The organism is Shewanella sp. HL-SH8 (genome assembly GCF_051165765.1).
GTDB lineage: Bacteria > Pseudomonadota > Gammaproteobacteria > Enterobacterales > Shewanellaceae > Shewanella > Shewanella glacialimarina.
This window is the reverse complement of the sequence record NZ_CP195039.1, coordinates 3,382,343-3,404,464: the sequence shown is the minus strand read 5'-3', so window position 1 is coordinate 3,404,464 and position 22,122 is coordinate 3,382,343. Positions and strand designations below refer to the sequence as shown.

The window sequence follows — 22,122 nt, the reverse complement described above, 5'->3', positions numbered from 1 at the left end:
AACAAGGCGCAGGTACTGGTAATAATGTTATTGAGCGCTCAAATAAGTCCAGAGAACGTCATCCGCTATTTTTGTTCGTGCGGATGACGCCATTTAAACTGGGTTAATCCAGCCCTAAAAACCCTCCGGTTTGATGTGCCCATAGCTGGCTATAAATACCGCCACTGGCGATAAGTTCTTGGTGGCTACCTTGCTCAACTATTTTGCCTTTGTCTAATACGATTAACCTGTCCATCGCGGCTATGGTTGATAGTCGATGGGCGATGGCGATAACGGTTTTACCTTCCATTAATTCATATAATGATTCTTGAATCGCCGCTTCAACTTCAGAGTCGAGTGCTGATGTGGCTTCATCTAACAGCAAAATAGGGGCGTTTTTAAGCAATACCCGGGCAATGGCGATACGTTGGCGTTGTCCGCCTGACAGTTTTACACCACGTTCACCAACTTGAGCATCCAGGCCGACATTACCATGTGGGTCTGTTAATGCGGCAATAAACTCGGTAGCTTGTGCCTGTTGAATTGCAGCAACTAATTGTGCTTCGCTGGCATTGGGATCACCATAAAGAATGTTTTCACGAATGGAGCGGTGCAATAGTGATGTGTCCTGTGTCACCATGCCGATATGAGCGCGTAATGAGTCCTGGGTGACATCTTTTAATCCCTGTTGATCAATTAAAATCTCACCTTTTTCGATGTCATGAAAACGCATTAATAAATTCACTAGGGTAGATTTACCCGCGCCTGAACGCCCCACTAAGCCGACTTTTTCACCGGCTTTAATGTGCAAGTCTAGCCCTTCAATCACGCCCGTTTTTTCACCGTAATGAAAGCTTACCTGGTTGAAGTCAATTTGCCCTCGGCTAACATTGAGTGGTTTGGCATCGACTTTATCTTCAATCAAAATAGACTTAGATAAAGTATTCATTCCATCTGTCACTGTGCCGATATTTTCAAATAATGAACTGATTTCCCACATTATCCATTGTGACATGCCATTGAGTCGCAGTGCTAAGCTAACCGCAATAGCGATAGCGCCGACTGTGATGGCATCGTCCGCCCATAACCAAATAGATACTGCAGTAATAGTGAAGGCTAAGATGTAGTTGATGATTTGTACTGATACGTTAATCACAGTGACCAGACGCATTTGGCCGTAAACGGTTTTTAAGAAAATCATCATGCTGTCTTTGGCGTAATCGGTTTCTTGTTGGGTATGAGAAAACAGTTTTACGGTGGCTATATTGGTATAGCTGTCAACAATTCGCCCTGTCATGGTTGAACGTGCGTCGGCTTGCTCTGTTGCAATAGCTTTAAGTTTTGGAACTAATTTCCATTGGATAGCCACATAAGCCGCTAACCAAATTAGCATCGGCAGCATTAGGCGTAAGTCTGCGCTGGCAATCATGACTAACATTGAGGTGAAGTAGACTAAAATGTATACCAATACATCGAGTAGTTTCATCACGGTTTCACGTACTGCAAGGGCTGTTTGCATGACTTTGGTGGCCACTCGGCCTGCAAAATCATCTTGATAGAACGAGATACTTTGTTTCAGTAAATAACGGTGTGCCATCCAACGGATAGCCATAGGGTAATTACCTAGCAAGGTTTGATAAACAATCGATGCATGCAGCCAAACCAAAAACGGTATAATGACTAACACGATGACTGACATGGTGATTAACGTGTCCCCTTCATCTTGCCATAGTGTCTGGGGGTTTTTCGTCACTAGCCAGTCAACCAGTTGCCCCATAAAGCCAAAAAGGGACACTTCTAGCATCGCCAAAAGAGCCGTTAGCACCGACATCGCAATTAATGGCGCGCCGAACCCTTTGGTATAATGACGGCAAAAAGCATATAAGCTTTTGGGTGGCTGAGTCGGTTCTTCGGGTGGCAAAGGTTGTACGAGTGATTCAAAAAATTTAAACATGCAAGGCTCTGGTTATTCTTCAATAATCTTTGCTGTTAGGATACCTCAAGTACTTTATAACCTCAGTATTATTTACCGCTAATATTGAGAGAAATGTAAATGGCTGTGTTTGTGGTGGTTGTTCAATTAGGGGAGGCTTCAGTACCGATTTCCGCTAGTGCAGAATGGTCTGCTGACGTAAAGTAAGCCTATTATTCATTCTACTGGTGCCATTGTGGCTATTCTTCCTGAACATGACTGTACGATTTTGGCCGAGGTGTGTCGTCAAGCTAGGCTTAGCCGTGACGCGCGATTTGATGGCCAATTTTATACGGGTGTTTTTAGTACTGGTATTTATTGTCGCTCTATTTGTCCCGCGTCACCGCCGCATGAGAAAAATGTCCGCTACTTTGACAGCCCAATTAAAGCGGCTAATCATGGTTTAAGGCCTTGTTTACGTTGTCGTCCAGACAGTGCGCCTTACTCCTATGCGTGGATAGGCACTCAAACCACATTACAGCGGGCGATAAAGCTAATCGACAATGGGGCGATGGCAGGTGAGTCGGCTCTAAGTGTTGAACAATTGTCTGACAAACTCGGCATCAGCAGCCGATATTTAGTGAAGTTATTTACTCAATTTCTGGGTACATCACCAAAGAAATATGCTCTATATCAGCAAGTGATGTTTGCCAAAACATTATTACATCAAACGGCGTTGCCGATAACCGATGTAGCACTTGCCTCAGGGTTTAATAGTATCCGCAGCTTTAATGACACATTTAAGCAAGCGCTACAATTAACGCCAACATCACTAAGAAAGAGCCTTAGTAAAGCCTCTATTGATAAAAGCGACAAAACAGTTCAAACAGTGTCGACGGATATGCAAAGCAACCATCAAAACACCTATCAACGCGATGTTATAAACACCCGCGCGAGCATCACCTTAAAACTTAGCTATCGGCCACCCTTAAACTGGCAGGCAATGCATGACTTTTATCATTTAAGGCAAGTTGCCAATATGGAATGGTTGGCTGACGAAATTTATGGTCGAAGTTTTAATCTTAATGGCGTTAAAGGCATATTGCAGCTCAAACACATAGAGACTAAGTCACTGTTTGAACTTGCGGTAAGCTTTGTCGAACCAACAGATTCACGTTATTTAGCTGCTGTGGTTAATGCCGTCAGAAAAATGCTTGATTTAGATGCTGACATGTTAACCATTGAAGGCCAACTGAAAAGTATTAAGGCTATCGATATCAGTGCAGTTGCATTAAAGCCGGGTTTAAGAATACCGGCTACGTTTTCGGTGTTTGAAGCGGCCTGCCGCGCCGTGCTTGGTCAACAAGTGAGTGTGGTCCAAGCCTCTAAGTTGCTCAATACTCTGGTGGAACATTATGGTGAGAGTATAACGCTTGGTCAGCAAATGTTTAGGTTGTTTCCAACGCCTGAAGCCATTGGCAGTGCTAGTTTAGATGAACTGAAAATGCCAGGGGCAAGAAAGTTGGCATTAAATGGCTTAGGTAATTTTGTGCATAATAGCCCGCAGTCTTCACCACTTGATTGGCTTGATGTTAAAGGTATTGGCCCCTGGACTGTCGCCTATGCGCAAATGCGCGGTGAGAGTCAGTCTAATGTATTTTTGAGCGGTGATTTAGTGATCAAAAATCGCTTAAAAGCATTATGTGACAAAAGCGCTACTAGCATAGAAACCGCAAAACAATATCAACAACTGGCAGATCAGGTTGCCGAGCAAGCCGCGCCATGGGGCAGTTACTTAACGTTTCAGTTATGGTCAGCCGAGTGAGGTTGGCATTACTTAATCTCGGTATGATTTAATTAAAGCCCACCTGGATTTAATTTATACAAGGATACAAAAAATGGTTAATCAGTATCAGCCGCCAGTATTAACAGTCAATTTAACCAGCCCTGTGGGAGTGTTGTCAGTAAAAGCGTCAAGCGAAGGACTGACTCATTTGACGGTTGTTGATGTTAGCCGTCAATCGGCTGCTGTTGAAACATTTGGCGAGGTTATTGAACTTGAATGTAATCGCGAGCAATCAGATGACCTAAGTCGACAACAAAAGCATCTTGCTCAGCAACACATAAACAAGGTCCATAAGCAGTTAACGGAATATTTTGCCGGTAAGCGTAAAGTGTTTGAGTTATCTCTCGCGCCCAAAGGTACAGTGTTTCAGCATCAAGTTTGGCAAGCGTTATCAGCCATGCAATTTGGCGAAATATGCAGTTACAGCGACATTGCTAACGGTATAAATCGCCCTAAAGCGGTAAGGGCCGTTGGGGCTGCAAATGGGGCCAACCCGATTGCGATAATAGTGCCATGCCACAGAGTAATTGGTAAAAGTGGTAAGTTAACCGGTTATGCCTATGGCTTAGAGATGAAGCAATTTTTATTAGGGTTAGAAGCTAAATATTAAAATGCCAAGTACGATGTTGCTCGGATTGAATAAATAGAAAAGCCAGATCCCGGCCCAGAAGCATCGCCGGGATGACGGTTTGATATTTTTCTTCGTCATCCCCGAGATCTGTTATCGGGGATCTCGATTTTAAATACTTTGTATAAATACTGGTTCCCGGCCCAGAAGCATCGCCGGGATGACGGTTTGATATTTTCTTCCGTCATCCTCAAGATCTGTTATCGGGGATCTCGATTTTAAATACTTTGTATGAATACTTGTTCCCGGCCCAGAAGCATTGCCGGGATGACGGTTTGATATTTTCTTCCGTCATCCCCGAGATCTGTTATCGGGGATCTCGATTTTAAATACTTTGTATGATTACTTGTTCCCGGCCCAGAAGCATTGCCGAGATGACGGTTTGATATTTTCCTCCGTCATCCCGAGATCTGTTATCGAGGATCTCGCTTATTATTTTCAATTTAAAGCATTTTCGATAATGTCGAGGCTGGTTCAGACTGTAGAATTGGATTGTTAGCTCACAGAACGGCACTCTGCTGATTGAATTATTTCAGACTTCACCCATAAACTAATGTAAAATTGTGGTTTATCCAAATTAATTGAATTGATACATGACCCAAACTGTTACTTTTACTGATTTTGGCTTGTCGGCGCCTTTGCTAGCTCGACTTGCTGAGCTAAATTATACCTCCCCAACTCCTGTGCAAGCGGCGACAATTCCGGCGTTATTGCAAGGTCAGGATATTCTTGCGGGAGCCAATACCGGTTCAGGTAAAACAGCTGCGTTTGCATTACCTATCATTCAACATTTAAGCCTTAGCACCAAGAAAAATACCTCAAAAAATAATAATGTCAGTTGCTTAGTATTGGTGCCAACGCGTGAACTCGCTAAACAGGTGGCCGATAGCTTTCAGTCTTACGCAAGTCATTTAAATGGCTTGATTAAAACCGTTGCCATTTATGGTGGTGTGTCAGTCAATACCCAAATGTTAGCTCTACGTGGCGGCGCCGATGTAGTGGTTGCTACGCCGGGGCGATTATTAGATTTACTCTCTTCAAATGCACTTAAGTTAAATACCGTTTCTCATTTGGTGCTTGATGAAGCTGATCGCATGTTAAGTCTTGGTTTTACCGAAGAGTTAACTGAAGTACTTGAGTTAATGCCAAAGAAAAAGCAAACCTTGCTGTTTTCTGCGACTTTTCCTGAAGAGGTCCAAGCCCTAGCTTCATCATTATTAACTAAGCCACTTGAGATACATTTACAAAGTGCTGAAGCAAGTACTTTGGTGCAACGGGTTTTTACTGTTAATCGTGAATCTAAAACGGCATTATTAGCGCATTTGATTAATGAAAATCAATGGCGTCAGGCACTTATATTTGTTAATGCAAAAAACACCTGTAATCATTTAGCCCAAAAACTGGCTAAAAGAGGCATTAATGCAGAAGTGTTTCACGGCGATAAAGCACAAGGTGCAAGAAATCGTGTATTAGAAGCTTTCAAATTGTCTGAAATTGATGTATTAATTGCCACCGACATTGCTGCTCGCGGTATTGATATTGAAAAACTACCCGTGGTAATTAATTTTGACTTACCCCGAAGTCCTGCTGATTATATGCACCGTATTGGTCGAAGCGGCCGAGCTGGTGAAGTGGGTTTAGCCATAAGTTTGCTTTGTCATGATGACTATCATCATTTCTCAGTAATAGAGAAAAAGAATCAAATTCGCCTTGAACGTGAGCAAATAGTAGGCTTTGAGGCAGATGAAGAAATGCCATTAAGCGCGCAAATCGTTAAACCAATGGCTAAGCCTGCAGGAACGGGAAAAAAGAAGCGTAAAAAACTTCCTCCTGAAAATGTAAATGTTTGGTCTAAAAACGAAATTAAGTAGTAGGTATATGAAACAAGTTTTTTGGTTAATAGATGGGCAACTTGCAGGACGCAGTGGTCCCAATAAAGATGCATGGGATTTAGCAGAACTTAAAGCCGCCGGATTCGGTGCGATAGCGTCACTCAATGATGGTGCAATGTGTGACACACAAGCTATGGCCGATTTAGGGATAGCGCATCAGGTATTTAGCTTACCTGATAACATCCCGCCTATTGAAGGTGATGTTGAGATTTGTGCAGAAATTATGCCTAAGGTGTTAGCTTTTATTCGTCAGGCTGAGTCGGAAAATAAAGCCGTATTACTGCATTGTCGCTCAGGTATTAACCGTACCGAACTTATGATGGCGTATTATTTAATGGAAAATGGCGCAGCCCCTGTGCATGCTGTTAGCCAGGTGCGTAACGCCAGTGGTTTAGCGTTTGACGCTGAAGGCTGGGATCAGTTCGTTTACGATGTGCTGTACAAATTACAAGAGTCATCTAACTAATTATTGGTATTTGTTAGAATAAGGGAATACTTAGCAGTGCAATACTGAATCGATTTATTAATGATTCAGTGATTATCTGACGGGTATTCCTTTTTTATTGGATGTTAGGTTCTTAGCCATTACTCATCAAATTTAACAATTATATCCAAATGGTATTGAAATAATCTGCCATTCACTTTATCTATATTACTTTAAATAGAAAATTGAATTGATAGCACAATAATGACAGCCATTTACTGCTATATTATCAAAGTAGTCATTTTATATTTTTAGTGAGGACACTCAATGGCATCAAAGGTTAGCAAAGCCAGTCAATCCCAAGGGTTGCTCCTGTTTCATTTAAATCAGAGTCAACTGTTTGCATTGGGTACATTAAAAGTTCGTGAACTGGTGCCTTTTACTGCCTTGACAAAGATCCCTAATTCTCATCCTAGTATCATGGGGGCCGCAGCTGTGCGTGGTGGCACCATTCCGATTATTGATATGGCAGCAGGTATTGGATTTAGACCGATAGATGAAAGTGAATTAAAAAATTGTTTTATCATTATTACTGATTGTCAGCGGATGGTGATTGGTTTTGTGGTACGCGCAATAGACAAAATTATTGAATGTAATTGGCGTGATATTGAGCCACCGGCGACTAACTTAGGCAAGAATGCATTTTTAACCGGTGTGACACGTTTTGAAGGCCAGTTAGTGCAATTGCTAGATGTTGAGCTATTGCTATCAAAAATATTCCCGCACGATCCCTCTGTTAATCGTGCCATTTTAACCGATGTGCAGCGAGAAAAACTTAAACCATTACGTATTTTGATTGTTGATGACTCAAAAGTAGCCCGTAAGCAACTATCTGATGCGTTAGATTCGATTAACATTGGCTACCAGGTTACATCTAATGGCCAAGAAGCATTGACTATGATGGTTGAGGCGGCAAAAGAGCGCAATCCAGTACAACTGTTGGTGAGCGATATCGAAATGCCTGGTCTTGATGGATATGAATTATCGTTCGAGGTCAAAAACAACCCCGACATTGCCAAAGCTTATATTATTTTACATACCTCACTTTCAAGCGAAATTAGTTTAAGTCAAGCGAAGCAAGTTGGTGCCAATGAAGCGTTAACTAAGTTTGATGCCAAAGAATTGATCGAAGCTATGTTACGCGGTGCAAAACACATTAGCGACGCAGCCAACTTGGTTAAATCTCCCAGTTAACATGTTTGATTAATGTGGCTAACATGGAAGTTTAGGGTAATTTCCGCATCAATTTAACGTCTTTGCTAGACTTTGCCCGCCTCATCCTGATATACAGACCTTAGTAAGTAAATCAATAATAATAAATAATGTTAAGGTAAAGTAATGAATCAAAACACATCACTGTTTGCACGTATTGCTAATGGTAGCTTAGTACTACAAATTATTGGCGGGATTATTTGTGGGGTTATCATCGCCTCTGTGTCAAGCGAAGCCGCTGGTCAGGTTGCATTTTTAGGCGATCTATTTGTTGGAGCATTAAAGGCCATTGCGCCTATTTTAGTGTTTGTTTTAGTGGCGTCATCTATCGCGAATCAAAAGAAAGACAGCCATACTAATATGCGTCCTATTATTGTGCTGTATTTGATTGGTACTTTAGCCGCAGCGATTACAGCGGTTATGTTCAGTTTTATGTTTCCAACCACACTATTATTAGCTACAGGTATTGAAGGTTCTAATCCACCTCAGGGTATTGGTGAAGTATTAAATACCTTGATGTTTAAAGTGGTTGATAATCCGGTTAATGCATTAATGACGGGTAATTATATTGGCATATTAGCTTGGGGTATCGGCTTAGGTGTCGCAATGCACCATGCAAGTGATTCAAGTAAACGTATGTTAGCTGACTTAAGTGATGGCGTATCGACTATTGTACGTTTTGTTATTCGCCTAGCACCTATTGGTATTTTCGGTTTAGTTGCGGCAACTTTTGCTACGACGGGCTTTGCCGCATTAGCCGGATATGGACAGTTATTGCTAGTATTAGTTGGCGCTATGTTATTTATTGCATTAGTGGTTAACCCACTGATTGTCTATATCAAAATTAAGCGTAACCCTTATCCATTGGTATTAAAGTGCTTACGTTCAAGTGGTGTGACTGCATTTTTTACCCGTTCAAGTGCCGCTAATATTCCGGTTAACATGGCGTTGTGTGAAGAGTTAAAACTGCATAAAGATACTTACTCTGTTTCTATTCCGCTAGGCGCGACAGTTAACATGGGCGGGGCTGCGATTACCATTACAGTGCTAACTTTAGCGGCAGTGAATACGTTAGGTATTCAAATTGATATTACGACGGCGATTTTATTAAGTGTTGTTGCTGCAGTGTCTGCTTGTGGTGCATCAGGTGTCGCTGGTGGCTCGTTATTACTCATACCCTTGGCATGTAGCCTATTTGGTATTTCAAATGATGTGGCAATGCAAGTTGTTGCGGTTGGCTTTATTATTGGCGTTATCCAAGACTCTGCTGAAACAGCCTTGAATAGTTCAACCGATGTCGTCTTTACTGCTGCTGCTTGTGAGGCCGCAGAAAATAAAGCGAATCTGGTTTAATCACCATGCTATTGCGTTTTTAAATTCAATAAGTGACTGCTACCCAAATGCAATAATGGCAATATCATCACGTTAATCCAATAGCGTTAGTGTATTTGAAACAAAAATGCCGCCCTTTTTTAAGGGCGGCATTTTTGTTTGAATAACGGGTTAAATCACATATTAAGGGATGCTAAAAATGTGCTGAACTAACAAATTCTAATAGGGTTTGCTTGTAAGGATGAGTAATCGTTAGCGACTGTGCATGCAATTTTAATCTTGGGCTAGCATCAATACTCGCTTTATCAGCATAGAATGTGTCGCCAAGAATAGGGTGACCTAATGCCAACATATGCACCCTAAGCTGGTGGGTTCTACCAGTATGCGGACTAAGCTCAACTAAAGTGGAATAGGGACGTAGTTCAATGATTTTATAGTCGGTTATAGCGGCTTTGCCTTGGTCGGTAACGTGTTGAAAAGGCGGGTTATCGATTATTGGGCCCAAGGCTAAATCAATTTGGCCAGCTTGGTTGTCGATATGTCCGCTTACTTCAGCAATGTAGACTTTTTTAGCCTGGCGATTTTGAAATTGGGTTTTTAGGTGTGATTCCGCCTTTTTATTACGGGCAAAAATTAAAATGCCTGAAGTGTCACAGTCAAGGCGGTGAACCAAAATGGCATCTGAGTATCGCTCTATCACCCGATTAATGGCACAGTCATGGGTCTCAGGCGCTCGTCCTGGATTCGATAATAATCCTGACGGCTTATTGATAACAATAATGTCTCTGTCTACGTATCGAATATCTAGCCAGGGAATACTGGGTGGCTGATAAGTAAATATGTGCATTGATTTTCTCTTTGATCACTTTTGTACAGAGTGAGTTTTGGGGCTCTACAGCAAGTTCAGGTTTCTACAATAAGTAATGCCAATGATACCGCCTGTTTTGGCTTATAAAAAAGTCGTCAGCCATAAACGTAATTTTAAGCCCCAAGTGGTGGTTACACCAGAGGTAACGAAGCGGATATGCTGATTTTCATCAATAATATAGATAGAAGGAAAAGCATTTGCGCCCCATTGTTGCGATAAACTTGGCTGGTTTATCACCTGTGGTAATTGTGCCTCGTTAATAACTTCAAAACTGAGCTGATTAAGTTGCATATATTGGGTGATATCATCATCAGAACCAGAGGCAACGGCAATCGATATGACTTGGTAATCATTGGAAGAAGCAACAGAGTTGACCATTGGCGAGGTTATTTTACAGGCCGAGCACCAGGTCCCCCAAAAGTAAACGAGTGTCGGTTTGGTTGATGCTGTTAAGTCAAAAGACTGTTGGCTAACCGTTACCGCAGACAAATTAGGTGCTTGGCCGTTGATCATGTCGCGCTGTAAATAACTGGTTATAACGAAAAGTATCACTAGGATGATACTTATATCGCGCAATTGTTTTACCCAGAATGAGCCGGTGCGAATACGTTGGCGAAGCAAAATTTTATTGTCCATTAGCTATTATCCCAAACTTCAATAACTTCCACTTACAGCATCTTATAAAGCTATTTCGGTCAGCAGCCTCTTATTGTTTGCAGACCCAATAGCTAATATTTAATGATTAAACTAAATATTCTGCAGGTGTTTTACGGCTGTAAATACGGCTGTATGCCATTAGTTGAGGGTAAAAGGTGCGAAATGCAATTTCAATTTCGATATAAAGCTTATCTACATCTTTGATGGCACTATTGAATAGCTCTGGTTTAGACAGACGTTTGCTGACGCCCGTGATGGCCTGATCCAAACCTTGTCTCGATTGATAACTGCTTAACCAGTCTTGTTGAATAATACTTGGAATAATCGTTTGCAGTTTCGGGGGCAATTCTTGAGTTGTCTGCATGCATTGGTAAGCTTTTTGAGTGAAATCTAGTAATGATTGTTGATGGTATTCTTCCCAGTAATAAGCTAGATAATGATCAAAAGCTAAATCGATTAAAATGGGCGCAACTCTGCGAGAGCTACTAGGAAATTGACTGAGTAAGTCCTTAATAATTTCATGACTATCGGTCACAATATCAATTTGTCTGTGTAACCAGATCCCTTGCTGCAAGTGTTTAGGGTGGTCGATTATGCTGCCTTTAGCAAAATCACCCGCAAGATTAGCCGAAAGGTGCGTGTCGCTAATATCTGCGAGGTGTAAATGTGCTAGAAAGTTCATAATTTTATACTTCTTTTTTGTAGATTTTACAGTATGATAACGTATGAAAAATAATCAAGCTATTTGTTAGTTATGCTATTTCTGCATTAATAATACAGTGAGTTAATGTACCACAGACTCTGTCTCGGCTGAATAAATAATGCTGAAGTAACCATGCTATAAAGATTATTTAGAAATACGATTTATATTATTCGTTTTGTTTGTTTTAGGATCATGGAAGATGAAAAGCTGGCTTAATAAAATATTGGGGCGCGAACCTATCTTGGTACGCCATAAAGTGCAGGTTGATTTGCGCTATCATTCCTATCGTTTCAGCATGGATGATTTTAAACATCCAAATACAGACAGTTCCGACAACACAGATGAATCAGAATTAGCTTCGGCTGAAGATCAGGCCTGTGAAATCGCTTCTTCTTCAGAATCTTCAATTAAGTAATTAACCCGGCCTTCAGCTGGCAGATATGCCAGGAGACCCGTTAAGTAATGACATCAGTGAATAACTTATAATAGTCACCGTTAATACTAAGGTTACAATAATAATATTGTCATAAATTGATCGTCTTAACTTGATCTTTATCTATGGTCGCCATAGACTGGCGGCCGATTTTTGACTAGTTGAGATCCAATTATGCGCGTCACTGACTTTTCGTTTGAGCTGCCTGATGAATTGATTGCCCGTTATCCAACGGCGCAGCGCAATGCATCGCGATTACTGACGCTTGATGGCCATAATGGCGCCTTAGCGGATAAAAAATTCACCGATTTACTGCAAATGATAAATCCTGGTGATTTGATGGTATTTAACAATACCCGCGTAATACCTGCACGTTTATTCGGTCAAAAAACAACTGGCGGAAAGCTAGAAATTCTTGTTGAGCGTATGCTAGATGATAAACGTATTCTGGCGCATGTTCGTAGTTCAAAATCACCTAAAGTTGACAGCTTAATTGACTTAGATGCGGGCTATCAAATGAAAATGATTGCTCGTCATGATGCTCTATTCGAACTTGAGCTATTATCTGATAAGACTGTTTTAGACGTCCTTGAACAAATCGGCCATATGCCGCTGCCTCCTTATATCGACCGTCCCGACGAAGATGCTGATAAAGAGCGCTATCAAACAGTGTATAACCAAAAGCCTGGTGCGGTTGCGGCACCAACGGCGGGGTTACACTTTGATGATGCAATGCTTGCAGCATTAAAAGACAAGGGCGTTAATATTGCCTTTGTTACCCTTCATGTGGGTGCAGGTACTTTTCAGCCAGTGAGAGTGGATAACGTGCTTGAGCACAAAATGCATTCTGAGTGGGCTGATGTACCACAAGAGGTTATCGAATTAATTGCGCAAACTAAAGCAGCCGGAAAGCGTGTTGTCGCAGTCGGTACAACTTCTGTACGTTCATTAGAAAGCGCAGCAAAAGCCTGTGGTGATGATCCATTAACGGCGTTTTGCGGTGATACGGATATTTTTATCTATCCTGGTTTTCAATTTAAAGTGGTTGATGCCATGGTGACTAACTTTCACCTGCCTGAGTCGACATTAATCATGTTAATGAGTGCTTTTGCCGGTTATGAAGAGGTAATGAAGGCCTATCATTATGCGATTGAGCAGAAATATCGCTTTTTTAGCTATGGCGATGCGATGTTTGTGACGAAAAAAGCCCCGTAAGCGGCAAAATTGATTTAAAATAAGCGCCCACTCATATGTGGGCTTTTTTATTGAATTTTTACTGGTTTGACTGTTCATTACTTGAAGTATGAACATTTGCCCTCATTACTATTGAAACAACAACAAGTCAGACTGTTTATCTGACAAGGTGATTTATGAAATTTGAGTTAGATACCACTGATGGACGTGCGCGTCGTGGCCGCCTAGTTTTTGAACGCGGAACGGTAGAGACGCCAGCATTTATGCCTGTAGGCACATACGGTACTGTAAAAGGTATGACCCCAGAAGAAGTTCGCGAGACGGGTGCAGATATTCTGTTAGGAAATACCTTCCACTTATGGTTACGTCCTGGTGAAGAAATCATGCGTAAGCACGGTGACTTACATGACTTTATGAATTGGCAGCGCCCAATTTTAACCGATTCGGGTGGGTTTCAAGTATTTAGCTTAGGTGATATACGTAAGATCACTGAAGAAGGCGTACATTTCCGTTCACCTATTAATGGTGAAAAGATTTTCTTAGACCCTGAAAAGTCGATGCAAATTCAAGATTCGTTAGGCAGTGATGTGGTAATGATTTTTGATGAATGTACACCTTATCCAGCAACACATGATGAGGCACGTAAATCGATGCAAATGTCATTACGTTGGGCAAAGCGCTCACGCGATGAGTTTGACCGCTTAGAAAATCCAAATTCATTATTTGGCATTATCCAAGGTGGTGTATTTGAGGATTTACGTGATGAATCGATTGAAGGTTTAACGAATATCGGTTTTGACGGTTATGCGGTTGGTGGATTAGCGGTAGGTGAACCTAAAGCTGACATGCATCGGATTCTTGAACATGTTTGTCCACAGTTACCCGCTGACAAGCCTCGCTATTTAATGGGCGTAGGTAAGCCAGAAGATTTAGTTGAAGGTGTGCGTCGTGGAGTTGACATGTTTGACTGTGTTATGCCAACGCGAAATGCCCGCAACGGTCACTTATTTACCAGCGAAGGTGTGATTAAAATTCGTAATGCACGTCATCGCGATGACACGTCAACACTCGATGCTAAGTGTGATTGTTATACCTGTAAAAACTATTCACGCGCCTATTTATACCACCTAGATCGTTGTAATGAGATCCTAGGTGCGCGTTTAAACACTATTCATAATCTACGTTATTATCAAATTTTAATGGAAGGTTTGCGCGGCGCGATTCAGACAGGTACATTAGACGCCTTTGTAAAAGACTTCTATACCGGTTTGGGGCGTGAAGTGCCTGAGTTTAAAGGCTAATTTACTGTTTATTTAGACTTTTTTGTTCATTTAATTGTTTATTTATAAGAAGAGAGAGAACTATGTTTATTTCAAATGCATATGCAAGCGCAGCAGGCGGACCTCAAAGTGGCGGCACCATGGAATTAGTGTTCATGCTAGTCATGTTCGGCTTAATCTTTTACTTCATGATTTTCCGTCCACAGTCAAAGCGTGTTAAAGAGCATAAGAACCTAATGTCATCGATTTCAAAAGGTGATGAAGTCCTCACTAGCGGCGGTATTTTAGGTAAAGTGACTAAAATCAGTGATGAAAACGATTATGTGTTATTAGCGATTAATGATAACAATCAAATCACCATTAAAAAGGACTATATTGCAGCAGTATTACCTAAAGGTTCTATTGCCTCGCTATAAGCCAAGAGGGCGTCAGAGTGTTAAATAAATACCCTATGTGGAAAAACTTGATGGTGATGATTGTTATCGCCGTCGGGTGTTTTTATGCAATGCCGAACCTTTTTGGTGAAGACCATGCTGTTCAAGTTGTCGCGACTCGTAGTGCTGAAGTCACTGTCACCACGCAATCAAACATCACAGCCGTACTTGAGAGTAAAGGCATAGCGATTAAACGCTCTGAGCTCGAAAATGGCCAATTGTTAGTGCGTGTTAGTGATCCTGAGCAGCAATTACTTGCTAAAGAAGCGATAGCAGAGGCATTAGGCAATAATTATACCGTGGCATTAAACCTAGCGCCGGCAACACCAGAATGGCTTGAAGCCCTTGGTGGTTCGCCAATGAAGTTAGGTCTTGACCTTCGTGGTGGTGTTCACTTCTTAATGGAAGTGGATATGGGCGAGGCGTTACGCAAAATGGAAGAAGCTAAAATAGCTGATTTCCGTAGCCAACTGCGCGAAGAGAAAATTCGTTACGCGGGGATCCGTAAAACCCCTAAAGGCATCGAAATTAAATTTCGTGATGCAGAAACTGTGGGTGTTGCCGAACGTTTTCTGAAAACCAAAAGTAACGACATGGTTTATTCTGATGGCAGTCGTGATGGTAATTTCTTTTTAGTTGCCGATATGAGCGATGCCTATATCAAGCAAGTTAAAGAAGAAGCGTTACAACAGAACATTACCACTATTCGTAACCGTGTTAACGAGTTAGGGGTAGCTGAGCCAGTCGTTCAACGTCAAGGTGCTGAGCGCATTATCGTTGAATTACCAGGTGTTCAAGATACAGCTCGTGCTAAAGAAATTTTAGGCGCAACTGCTTCAATTGAATTCCGCATGGTCGATGACAAAGCCGATGCCGCAGCTGCAGCAAGTGGTCGAGTGTCAGCTGCATCTGAGGTTTATCCTCGTCGTGACGGCGGTATTGCAGTACTGCGTAAAGAAGTGATGTTAACCGGCGATCATATCACGGGAGCACAGCCTACTTTTGATGAATATAGCCGTCCACAAGTAGCGATTAACTTAGATGCTAAAGGTGGCAATATTTTCTCAAACGTGACCAAGGACAACATTGGCAAGCCAATGGCAACCTTGTTTATTGAATATAAGGATAGCGGTTTACGTAATCCTGATGGCACAGTGAAAATGACTAAGATTGAAGAAGTTATTTCTGTTGCTACTATTCAAGCACGTTTAGGACGTAATTTTGTGATTACAGGTCTTGAGCATAAAGAAGCACAAAGCCTGGCGTTACTGTTACGTGCAGGCGCCCTGATTGCGCCAGTGACGATAGTTGAAGAACGTACTATTGGTCCTAGTTTAGGTGCTGAAAATATTCAAAACGGTATGCAAGCTATGATTTTTGGTTTGGCCATCGTATTGGTATTTATGCTGGTTTATTACCGCGCATTTGGCTTTATTGCTAACTTAGCACTGCTTGCTAACCTAGTGATGGTTGTAGGCGTGATGTCGATGATACCTGGTGCGGTATTAACGCTTCCTGGTATTGCCGGTATGGTATTGACTGTCGGTATGGCCGTTGATGGTAACGTACTTATTTATGAGCGTATTCGTGAAGAATTACTGGCTGGACGCAGTGTTCAACAGGCGATTCATGAAGGTTATGCCAATGCATTTTCAACCATTGCTGATGCCAACATTACTACCTTTATGACGGCGTTAATCTTGTTTGCTGTGGGTACCGGTGCAGTGAAAGGCTTCGCGGTGACGTTAATGATAGGTATTGCGACTTCAATGTTTACCGCAATTGTCGGCACACGTTCAATCGTTAATGCGCTTTGGGGCGGTAAACGTCTTAAAACGCTGTCAATTTAAGGGAGGAGTTGAACATGTTTCAGTTATTTTCAGTTAATAATACCGTCAACTTTCTTCGTCATGCTGCGCCGATAAGTATTATTTCGATGCTTCTAGTGATTGCCTCATTTGTTTCTTTAGGAACGAAAGGCATTAACTGGGGCCTAGATTTTACCGGTGGTACGGTTGTTGAAGTTGAGTTTTCTAGCCCAGTTGATTTAAATGTATTACGTAGCAAGCTAACGTCTGTTGAAACAGAAGGTGCATTAGTACAGAACTTTGGTTCAAGTACTGATGTGTTGTTCCGTTTGCCTGTGCGTGAAAACATTAAAAGCGACGTTCAAGCCACTGGCATTATGAAAGTGGTTAACTCAATGGACGACAACGCCATTCAAAAGCGCGTTGAATTTGTTGGACCGCAAGTAGGTAAACAGCTAGCTGAGCAAGGTGGTTTAGCGGTTATTGTCGCATTAATCTGTATTTTGATTTATGTGTCTTTCCGTTTTGAATGGCGTTTGGCTGCGGGCTCTGTAGCCGCGCTTGCCCATGACGTTATTGTCACCTTAGGTATATTTTCTATATTACAGCTTGAGTTTGACTTGACTGTTTTGGCGGGACTATTAACCGTTGTCGGTTACTCGCTGAACGATACGATTGTGGTATATGACCGTATTCGCGAGAACTTCCTCAAAATGCGTAAAGGCACGCCTGAAGAGATCGTTAACCAATCAATTACGCAAACAATGAGCCGTACCGTCATTACGACTGGTACCACGTTAATTGTGGTTATCGCGCTATTCTTAAAAGGTGGCACTATGATCCACGGATTCGCCACTGCATTAATGTGTGGTATTTTTGTGGGTACCTACTCATCGATTTATGTTGCAAGTTACTTAGCCATTAAATTGGGTATTAACCGCGAGCATATGATGCCAGTAGAAATTGAAAAAGAAGGTGCTGATCAGCCTCCAATGATGCCTTAATCAGCCAACTTTTGAATAAAAAGCCACTTTAGTTTGCTAAAGTGGCTTTTTTTATAAAGCTAATAATGTCACTTAACATTAGCTTAGTTACTCAAACCAATCTTTTACTTGATCCCATATCCCAAGTGAAAGGTCAGGGAATAGGTCGATACCTAATGCTGACTTTAAGATATACAGTGACAATAACCCCAACAAAATACCCGCCAATATTACCGCTATGATACTTAACATCAGCATGGCCACTGACATTTTCTTTTCTGTGCGAGTATAAGCACGTTTGTTTTTACCTAACAGAAACACATAATAAAATCGCCATTTTATAAACGGGAACTTAAATGTGCCTCTGTTATCAATAAAGTGGCCGCCCCATGTATTGGGGCCGAGTGCACTTTTAATGCCCTGTAGTTGCTCATCAGTGTAAGTTTGGGCTAATGACGAGGGGAGGCGCCCAAGTAACTTTACAATGAGTTCATCTTGACGAATATCGAGCGCAACAGGTGATGATGCTATGTTTTTGTTTTCATCAGTTGGCAAGTTCGACATTCAATAACCTCAATGTGTGGCGTGATAGGGGGACTGATTAACAATAGCTAATTAAAACCTATTTGGGCGAGACTTTATGTGCAAATGCTGTTTGCTAGCTTTTGCATTCAATGACGAAATTTACTCAGCTGAATTAGACATTATCTTCAGTATGTTAGCTTCAGTTTGTTAACTGCTATTTCGCAGGTATTGATAATGATAACTCATAATTTGCTTGACCATTGTCTGTCGTTTTAAAAAAACCTTGACCCGTCACGTTTTTAAAATCACCCGCTCCAGCATCAACCACAATGGTAAAGTTACTTGAGGCAATATGATTTTGATATTCGCCTGTGTGTTGTAACGTAATGGTACCTTTTAATTGGCTAATAAAAATATTAATCACCTCATAGCCAACAAAAAAGCATGATCATCGTTCAGATATGTCATTAGGTAATTTACGTTAGCATCGCCTGTTATCTCGCCATCATATTGCTGGGTTATCTTTGCATGGGTTTGCTTACCACCTTCAGCAAAGGTGATGTAGGTGCTTTCATCCCAAGCGGTGATCTGAAAGTGGCCCCTGTAAATGTCATTTTTACTCATTGTTCACCCTGGTAGCTTTGAGAAGACTTAACTGTGATACAGATAATTTATAACGGTAATAGCTGCTTTTGTCTAATTTTCAACCATGGCACGGTTCTCAACTCGACAGTAAATAAGTTTAGCAGTAGGATGAATAAAAATTTTGCTAAAGTGATAGAGGCTTAAGCTGTATTTCACTTAAAATAATACCCTAGGATAATAATAATGGAACAACGCAAAGTCTTGTTAACAGGGGGGAATTTACTTCAAGCCCACACTTGGAAAGGTTTGTTGGAAACCAGTGGGATTGAAGTTGATTTACGTGGTGAGGCGTTAATGGGAGGGGTTGGGGAGCTACCTGTTGATCTTCAGAGTGTTGAATTATGGATAGATACAGATCATTTAAGCGAAGCGCAAAGCATTTTGGCTAACTTAGATGTTGAGCAGCCGCAATGGCAATGTGTACAATGCCATGAAACCAATGAAGGTAGTTTTGAGCTTTGCTGGCAATGTAGCTCTCCCAAAAGTGAGACACATAACTAAGTTTATCGATAATTTTAGCAAACAATTATTCAGATAAATTCTTTTTACTCAGGATTTAATACAGGGGGAATTATGCAACCCACTTCTGCATTTGCACAGCTAGTCGATTCAATTAAAGACAAAGTGACTCATATTAGTATTGAACAATTTCAAGCTGATGATAAATGGTTATTAATCGATGTTAGGGAAGATCATGAATGGTTACAAGGTCACTTACCTAACGCGAAACACTTAGGTAAGGGGATAATTGAGCGTGACATTGAAACGCGTTTTCCTGATAAATCAACTCCGTTATTGCTTTATTGCGGTGGTGGGCATCGCTCGTCATTAGCTGCTTATAATATTCAGCAAATGGGGTATACCCAGATAGGATCATTAGTCGGTGGCTTTAAAACCTGGGTTCAACATCAATTTCCAGTGGCGCAAGATTAAGTGCAATATTTCCCGTTATTTGTAGATACAAAAGAACTCTTTGTGTTAATCGTTGGTGCCGGTGAGGTAGCGAGTCGAAAACTTGATTTGCTCGCCCGTACTGATGCCACTATTCATGTTGTAGCACCTCAAGTGGCTGCTGATGTTGAAGCTTATGCTAACAAAGGTAGGATAAAACTATCACGCCGAGAGGTTTCGATTGAAGACATGTCCTGTTATGACCTCATTTATTTTGCAACAGCAAATGAAAAACTCAATACTGAATTAGCGGTTATTGCGAGTGAAAAAGGTATTTGGGTTAATGTGGTTGATAATCCTAAATTCTGCCGCTTCATCACGCCTTCAATCGTGGATAGAGGCCGACTTGTTGTAGCGATAAGCACTGCTGGTGCCGCGCCAGTATTTGCCCGTACAATTCGCTCACGTTTAGAAACCTTGTTACCTAATTCATTAGCGCCTTTATTTGATTATGTTGCCAGTAAGCGGGAGGACGTACAGCAAAAACTTACCAATGGCAAAGATAGACGTTTATTTTGGGAGCGATTTTTTAATCTTAATCAAGATCGTTTTGATACTGCGACCGATACTCATTACCAGCAAGCATTTAGTAGTTATGAAAGCCGTGGTGAAATTTTATTATTGGATGAAACCACTCCTGCAGGTTTATTGCCCATCGCTGTGATGCCACTATTGCAAAAACTGGATGTAGTATTTATTGAAAATGATTTAGATGAGCATACAAATGAGCTATTAAGGCGCGATGCATCAAGGGAGTCGCTACCCGCATTAAGTACGATCTCAAAGCAGTTTGAACTTGGTGATAGAATGTTGCTTGTGGCTTCAGCTGAAAAAGTTAATCAACTTAAAGCACACTTTCCTATGGCAAAACATTTAAGACCAGGGGCTATTTAAGCGCATTTCATTTATGATTGCATTCATCTTTTATAACCGAGTAAATTAGCTCGGTTTTTTATTTTTGAGGTCAACATGGCACCTAAATCTACCGTCTACAAAGTCAACTTACAGATAGCTGATATGGATAGACATTACTATGGTGAGCATCCATTAACGATTGCACAGCATCCGTCAGAAACCGATACCCGTATGATGGTGCGTTTATTAGCTTTTGCTCTCAATGCCAGTGAATCTTTACAATTTAGTAAAGGACTTTGTGTTGATGATGAGGCTGAATTATGGGATGTCGATTTATCAGGTGTGGTTGATTTATGGGTTGAGTTTGGTCAGGCCGATGAAAAGTGGTTACGCAAAGCATGTGGGCGAGCAAAAAATGTCATTTTGTATACTTATGGTGGTCGTAGTGTACCGATTTGGTGGCAACAAAACCAAAGTACTTTAAGCCGTTATAAAAACCTAAAAATAGTTAATTTTCCAGAAGCAGCGGTAGAGCAATTAGCTGCATTTGTGGGTCGTAATATGGCGGTTCAAGTGAATATTAATGAAAGCCAAGTATGGTTATCTAATGCCGACATAAGCGTACTTGTTGAGCCTGAAATACTTCAATAATATTAATTATCACTGGCTTATCTATGGTCAGTGATCTTTCTTCTCATCATCTCAAAGCTTACCCACCTAGCACAATCCATACGCAATAAAACTGAACTGAACCTTAATTATCGTAATATGAACTAAATTTAATCCTTTGGTATATTGTGAAATGTTTATCTTGGGCAGATAATAAAATTCAGTTAATAACAGTTGTAACTCTTTATAGTGCATTTAAATCAATGGTTTAGATTTATATTGCTAAGGATGTCGTTGTGAAAAAATTAACCCTACATGAAGTCGAAGCAGTCGATGAACTTGCTTGGCCTGCAAACCATCAAGAATATAGTCTTCATTCACCCGCTTTAGATGTCTTTACCGATTTTAAAAACGTAAAACCTTTGGTTATCGATGCACATGCTTCTGCTGTAGAAGTTGAAAGCTTGATGAAAAAAGCTCATGTTAGATTAAAATTAGTTATTGATAAAAAAGAACATTTTATTGGTTTAGTGAGTTATGACTCATTGAATAGCCAAGAAATTGTTAAAAAGCTGGTCAAAGGAGATTTACGCGAAAATTTACTCATTACTGACTTTATGATCCCTAAATCGAAGTTAAAAGCGATTGCGTATGCTGATATAGCTAACGCTAAAATTGGCGATGTCATTGAAACCCTAAAAGTTGCTGGTCAACAACATTGTTTAGTCATAGACCGCAAAGATCATACTATCCGCGGTGTTTTATCGGCAAATGATATTGCTAAAAAATTACACTTGGCGATAGATGTGAGTACACCAACCAGTTTTGCGAGCATTTTTGAGGCTATTTCACCTATTCCTCAACCGCTTGTAGTGTGAATTTGAGGTACAAA

At 41.1% G+C, this 22,122-nt stretch carries 22 protein-coding genes and 1 pseudogene; 17 read left to right on the top strand and 6 right to left on the bottom strand.

Annotation, left to right across the window (positions count from 1 at the left end):
* Positions 1-103 precede the first annotated feature (103 nt).
* The gene (locus tag ACRWQN_RS14970; RefSeq protein WP_434938617.1) at positions 104-1,933 is read right to left on the bottom strand and encodes an ABC transporter ATP-binding protein; all 1,830 of its coding nucleotides are present in this window, start codon (positions 1,931-1,933) and stop codon (positions 104-106) included.
* Positions 1,934-2,147: 214 nt separating this feature from the next.
* On the opposite strand from ACRWQN_RS14970, the gene ACRWQN_RS14965 reads away from it, so the two are divergent.
* The 6 genes from ACRWQN_RS14965 (at position 2,148) to sstT (ending at position 9,306) form a co-directional block, all read left to right on the top strand.
* The gene (locus tag ACRWQN_RS14965) at positions 2,148-3,716 is read left to right on the top strand and encodes a DNA-3-methyladenine glycosylase 2 family protein (RefSeq protein WP_434938615.1); all 1,569 of its coding nucleotides are present in this window, start codon (positions 2,148-2,150) and stop codon (positions 3,714-3,716) included.
* 73 nt (positions 3,717-3,789) lie between these two features.
* Positions 3,790-4,347, top strand: coding sequence for a methylated-DNA--[protein]-cysteine S-methyltransferase (locus ACRWQN_RS14960; RefSeq protein WP_434938614.1), 558 nt, complete (start codon positions 3,790-3,792; stop codon positions 4,345-4,347).
* A 611-nt stretch (positions 4,348-4,958) separates the two neighbouring features.
* The gene (locus tag ACRWQN_RS14955; protein ID WP_434938612.1) at positions 4,959-6,236 is read left to right on the top strand and encodes a DEAD/DEAH box helicase; all 1,278 of its coding nucleotides are present in this window, start codon (positions 4,959-4,961) and stop codon (positions 6,234-6,236) included.
* Between the two features lie 7 nt (positions 6,237-6,243).
* Complete coding sequence (locus tag ACRWQN_RS14950; protein WP_434926765.1) at positions 6,244-6,723, top strand: dual specificity protein phosphatase family protein; 480 nt, start codon at positions 6,244-6,246, stop codon at positions 6,721-6,723.
* Positions 6,724-7,008: 285 nt separating this feature from the next.
* On the top strand, positions 7,009-7,935 hold the full coding sequence (locus tag ACRWQN_RS14945; protein WP_434938610.1) for a chemotaxis protein: 927 nt from the start codon (positions 7,009-7,011) through the stop codon (positions 7,933-7,935).
* 144 nt (positions 7,936-8,079) lie between these two features.
* Positions 8,080-9,306 (top strand): serine/threonine transporter SstT, encoded by a 1,227-nt coding sequence (sstT, locus tag ACRWQN_RS14940; protein ID WP_434938608.1) that lies wholly within the window; start codon positions 8,080-8,082, stop codon positions 9,304-9,306.
* A gap of 172 nt (positions 9,307-9,478) precedes the next feature.
* Here the strand turns inward: sstT and ACRWQN_RS14935 are convergent, their stop codons facing one another.
* The 3 genes from ACRWQN_RS14935 to ACRWQN_RS14925 form a co-directional block, all read right to left on the bottom strand.
* Positions 9,479-10,132 (bottom strand): pseudouridine synthase, encoded by a 654-nt coding sequence (locus tag ACRWQN_RS14935; RefSeq protein WP_434938606.1) that lies wholly within the window; start codon positions 10,130-10,132, stop codon positions 9,479-9,481.
* A gap of 102 nt (positions 10,133-10,234) precedes the next feature.
* Complete coding sequence (locus ACRWQN_RS14930; protein ID WP_434938604.1) at positions 10,235-10,789, bottom strand: protein disulfide oxidoreductase; 555 nt, start codon at positions 10,787-10,789, stop codon at positions 10,235-10,237.
* A gap of 106 nt (positions 10,790-10,895) precedes the next feature.
* The gene (locus ACRWQN_RS14925; RefSeq protein WP_434926760.1) at positions 10,896-11,492 is read right to left on the bottom strand and encodes an ACP phosphodiesterase; all 597 of its coding nucleotides are present in this window, start codon (positions 11,490-11,492) and stop codon (positions 10,896-10,898) included.
* Between the two features lie 220 nt (positions 11,493-11,712).
* On the opposite strand from ACRWQN_RS14925, the gene ACRWQN_RS14920 reads away from it, so the two are divergent.
* The 6 genes from ACRWQN_RS14920 to secF all read left to right on the top strand — a co-directional run bounded on the left by ACRWQN_RS14920 (position 11,713) and on the right by secF (position 17,666).
* Entirely contained in the window at positions 11,713-11,928 is a 216-nt protein-coding gene (locus ACRWQN_RS14920) for a hypothetical protein (RefSeq protein WP_434938603.1), read from the top strand.
* 192 nt (positions 11,929-12,120) lie between these two features.
* The gene (gene queA, locus ACRWQN_RS14915; protein WP_434938602.1) at positions 12,121-13,161 is read left to right on the top strand and encodes a tRNA preQ1(34) S-adenosylmethionine ribosyltransferase-isomerase QueA; all 1,041 of its coding nucleotides are present in this window, start codon (positions 12,121-12,123) and stop codon (positions 13,159-13,161) included.
* A 155-nt stretch (positions 13,162-13,316) separates the two neighbouring features.
* Positions 13,317-14,441 carry a tRNA guanosine(34) transglycosylase Tgt gene (gene tgt / locus ACRWQN_RS14910; protein WP_434926757.1) on the top strand — a complete coding sequence of 375 codons (1,125 nt, stop codon included), beginning with the start codon at positions 13,317-13,319 and terminating at the stop codon, positions 14,439-14,441.
* A 62-nt stretch (positions 14,442-14,503) separates the two neighbouring features.
* Complete coding sequence (gene yajC / locus ACRWQN_RS14905; protein WP_226414194.1) at positions 14,504-14,836, top strand: preprotein translocase subunit YajC; 333 nt, start codon at positions 14,504-14,506, stop codon at positions 14,834-14,836.
* Between the two features lie 17 nt (positions 14,837-14,853).
* Entirely contained in the window at positions 14,854-16,704 is a 1,851-nt protein-coding gene (gene secD / locus ACRWQN_RS14900) for a protein translocase subunit SecD (protein WP_434926756.1), read from the top strand.
* Between the two features lie 14 nt (positions 16,705-16,718).
* Complete coding sequence (gene secF / locus ACRWQN_RS14895) at positions 16,719-17,666, top strand: protein translocase subunit SecF (RefSeq protein WP_434938600.1); 948 nt, start codon at positions 16,719-16,721, stop codon at positions 17,664-17,666.
* 87 nt (positions 17,667-17,753) lie between these two features.
* On the opposite strand, the gene ACRWQN_RS14890 is transcribed toward secF, so the two are convergent.
* Both ACRWQN_RS14890 and ACRWQN_RS14885 read right to left on the bottom strand, forming a co-directional pair.
* Positions 17,754-18,209 (bottom strand): hypothetical protein, encoded by a 456-nt coding sequence (locus ACRWQN_RS14890; protein WP_434931452.1) that lies wholly within the window; start codon positions 18,207-18,209, stop codon positions 17,754-17,756.
* Positions 18,210-18,384: 175 nt separating this feature from the next.
* Positions 18,385-18,794 (bottom strand): annotated as a pseudogene (locus tag ACRWQN_RS14885) (DUF3224 domain-containing protein).
* Between the two features lie 204 nt (positions 18,795-18,998).
* On the opposite strand from ACRWQN_RS14885, the gene ACRWQN_RS14880 reads away from it, so the two are divergent.
* From ACRWQN_RS14880 to ACRWQN_RS14860, 5 genes are all read left to right on the top strand, one after another.
* On the top strand, positions 18,999-19,316 hold the full coding sequence (locus ACRWQN_RS14880; RefSeq protein WP_434931453.1) for a DUF2007 domain-containing protein: 318 nt from the start codon (positions 18,999-19,001) through the stop codon (positions 19,314-19,316).
* 72 nt (positions 19,317-19,388) lie between these two features.
* On the top strand, positions 19,389-19,748 hold the full coding sequence (locus ACRWQN_RS14875; protein ID WP_434938598.1) for a rhodanese-like domain-containing protein: 360 nt from the start codon (positions 19,389-19,391) through the stop codon (positions 19,746-19,748).
* Positions 19,749-20,660, top strand: coding sequence for a precorrin-2 dehydrogenase/sirohydrochlorin ferrochelatase family protein (locus ACRWQN_RS14870; protein ID WP_434931454.1), 912 nt, complete (start codon positions 19,749-19,751; stop codon positions 20,658-20,660).
* Positions 20,661-20,735: 75 nt separating this feature from the next.
* On the top strand, positions 20,736-21,272 hold the full coding sequence (locus ACRWQN_RS14865; protein WP_434931455.1) for a YaeQ family protein: 537 nt from the start codon (positions 20,736-20,738) through the stop codon (positions 21,270-21,272).
* Between the two features lie 254 nt (positions 21,273-21,526).
* Entirely contained in the window at positions 21,527-22,108 is a 582-nt protein-coding gene (locus tag ACRWQN_RS14860; protein WP_434938597.1) for a CBS domain-containing protein, read from the top strand.
* Positions 22,109-22,122: the final 14 nt, after the last annotated feature.

What these genes read in the sequence shown, in the direction of transcription:
- ACRWQN_RS14970 (WP_434938617.1), bottom strand. Translation starts at nt 1,933, where the DNA reads ATGTTTAAATTTTTTGAATCACTCGTACAACCTTTGCCACCCGAAGAA.
- ACRWQN_RS14960 (WP_434938614.1), top strand. Translation starts at nt 3,790, where the DNA reads ATGGTTAATCAGTATCAGCCGCCAGTATTAACAGTCAATTTAACCAGC.
- ACRWQN_RS14955 (WP_434938612.1), top strand. Translation starts at nt 4,959, where the DNA reads ATGACCCAAACTGTTACTTTTACTGATTTTGGCTTGTCGGCGCCTTTG.
- ACRWQN_RS14950 (WP_434926765.1), top strand. Translation starts at nt 6,244, where the DNA reads ATGAAACAAGTTTTTTGGTTAATAGATGGGCAACTTGCAGGACGCAGT.
- ACRWQN_RS14945 (WP_434938610.1), top strand. Translation starts at nt 7,009, where the DNA reads ATGGCATCAAAGGTTAGCAAAGCCAGTCAATCCCAAGGGTTGCTCCTG.
- sstT (WP_434938608.1), top strand. Translation starts at nt 8,080, where the DNA reads ATGAATCAAAACACATCACTGTTTGCACGTATTGCTAATGGTAGCTTA.
- ACRWQN_RS14935 (WP_434938606.1), bottom strand. Translation starts at nt 10,132, where the DNA reads ATGCACATATTTACTTATCAGCCACCCAGTATTCCCTGGCTAGATATT.
- ACRWQN_RS14930 (WP_434938604.1), bottom strand. Translation starts at nt 10,789, where the DNA reads ATGGACAATAAAATTTTGCTTCGCCAACGTATTCGCACCGGCTCATTC.
- ACRWQN_RS14925 (WP_434926760.1), bottom strand. Translation starts at nt 11,492, where the DNA reads ATGAACTTTCTAGCACATTTACACCTCGCAGATATTAGCGACACGCAC.
- ACRWQN_RS14920 (WP_434938603.1), top strand. Translation starts at nt 11,713, where the DNA reads ATGAAAAGCTGGCTTAATAAAATATTGGGGCGCGAACCTATCTTGGTA.
- queA (WP_434938602.1), top strand. Translation starts at nt 12,121, where the DNA reads ATGCGCGTCACTGACTTTTCGTTTGAGCTGCCTGATGAATTGATTGCC.
- tgt (WP_434926757.1), top strand. Translation starts at nt 13,317, where the DNA reads ATGAAATTTGAGTTAGATACCACTGATGGACGTGCGCGTCGTGGCCGC.
- yajC (WP_226414194.1), top strand. Translation starts at nt 14,504, where the DNA reads ATGTTTATTTCAAATGCATATGCAAGCGCAGCAGGCGGACCTCAAAGT.
- secF (WP_434938600.1), top strand. Translation starts at nt 16,719, where the DNA reads ATGTTTCAGTTATTTTCAGTTAATAATACCGTCAACTTTCTTCGTCAT.
- ACRWQN_RS14890 (WP_434931452.1), bottom strand. Translation starts at nt 18,209, where the DNA reads ATGTCGAACTTGCCAACTGATGAAAACAAAAACATAGCATCATCACCT.
- ACRWQN_RS14880 (WP_434931453.1), top strand. Translation starts at nt 18,999, where the DNA reads ATGGAACAACGCAAAGTCTTGTTAACAGGGGGGAATTTACTTCAAGCC.
- ACRWQN_RS14875 (WP_434938598.1), top strand. Translation starts at nt 19,389, where the DNA reads ATGCAACCCACTTCTGCATTTGCACAGCTAGTCGATTCAATTAAAGAC.
- ACRWQN_RS14865 (WP_434931455.1), top strand. Translation starts at nt 20,736, where the DNA reads ATGGCACCTAAATCTACCGTCTACAAAGTCAACTTACAGATAGCTGAT.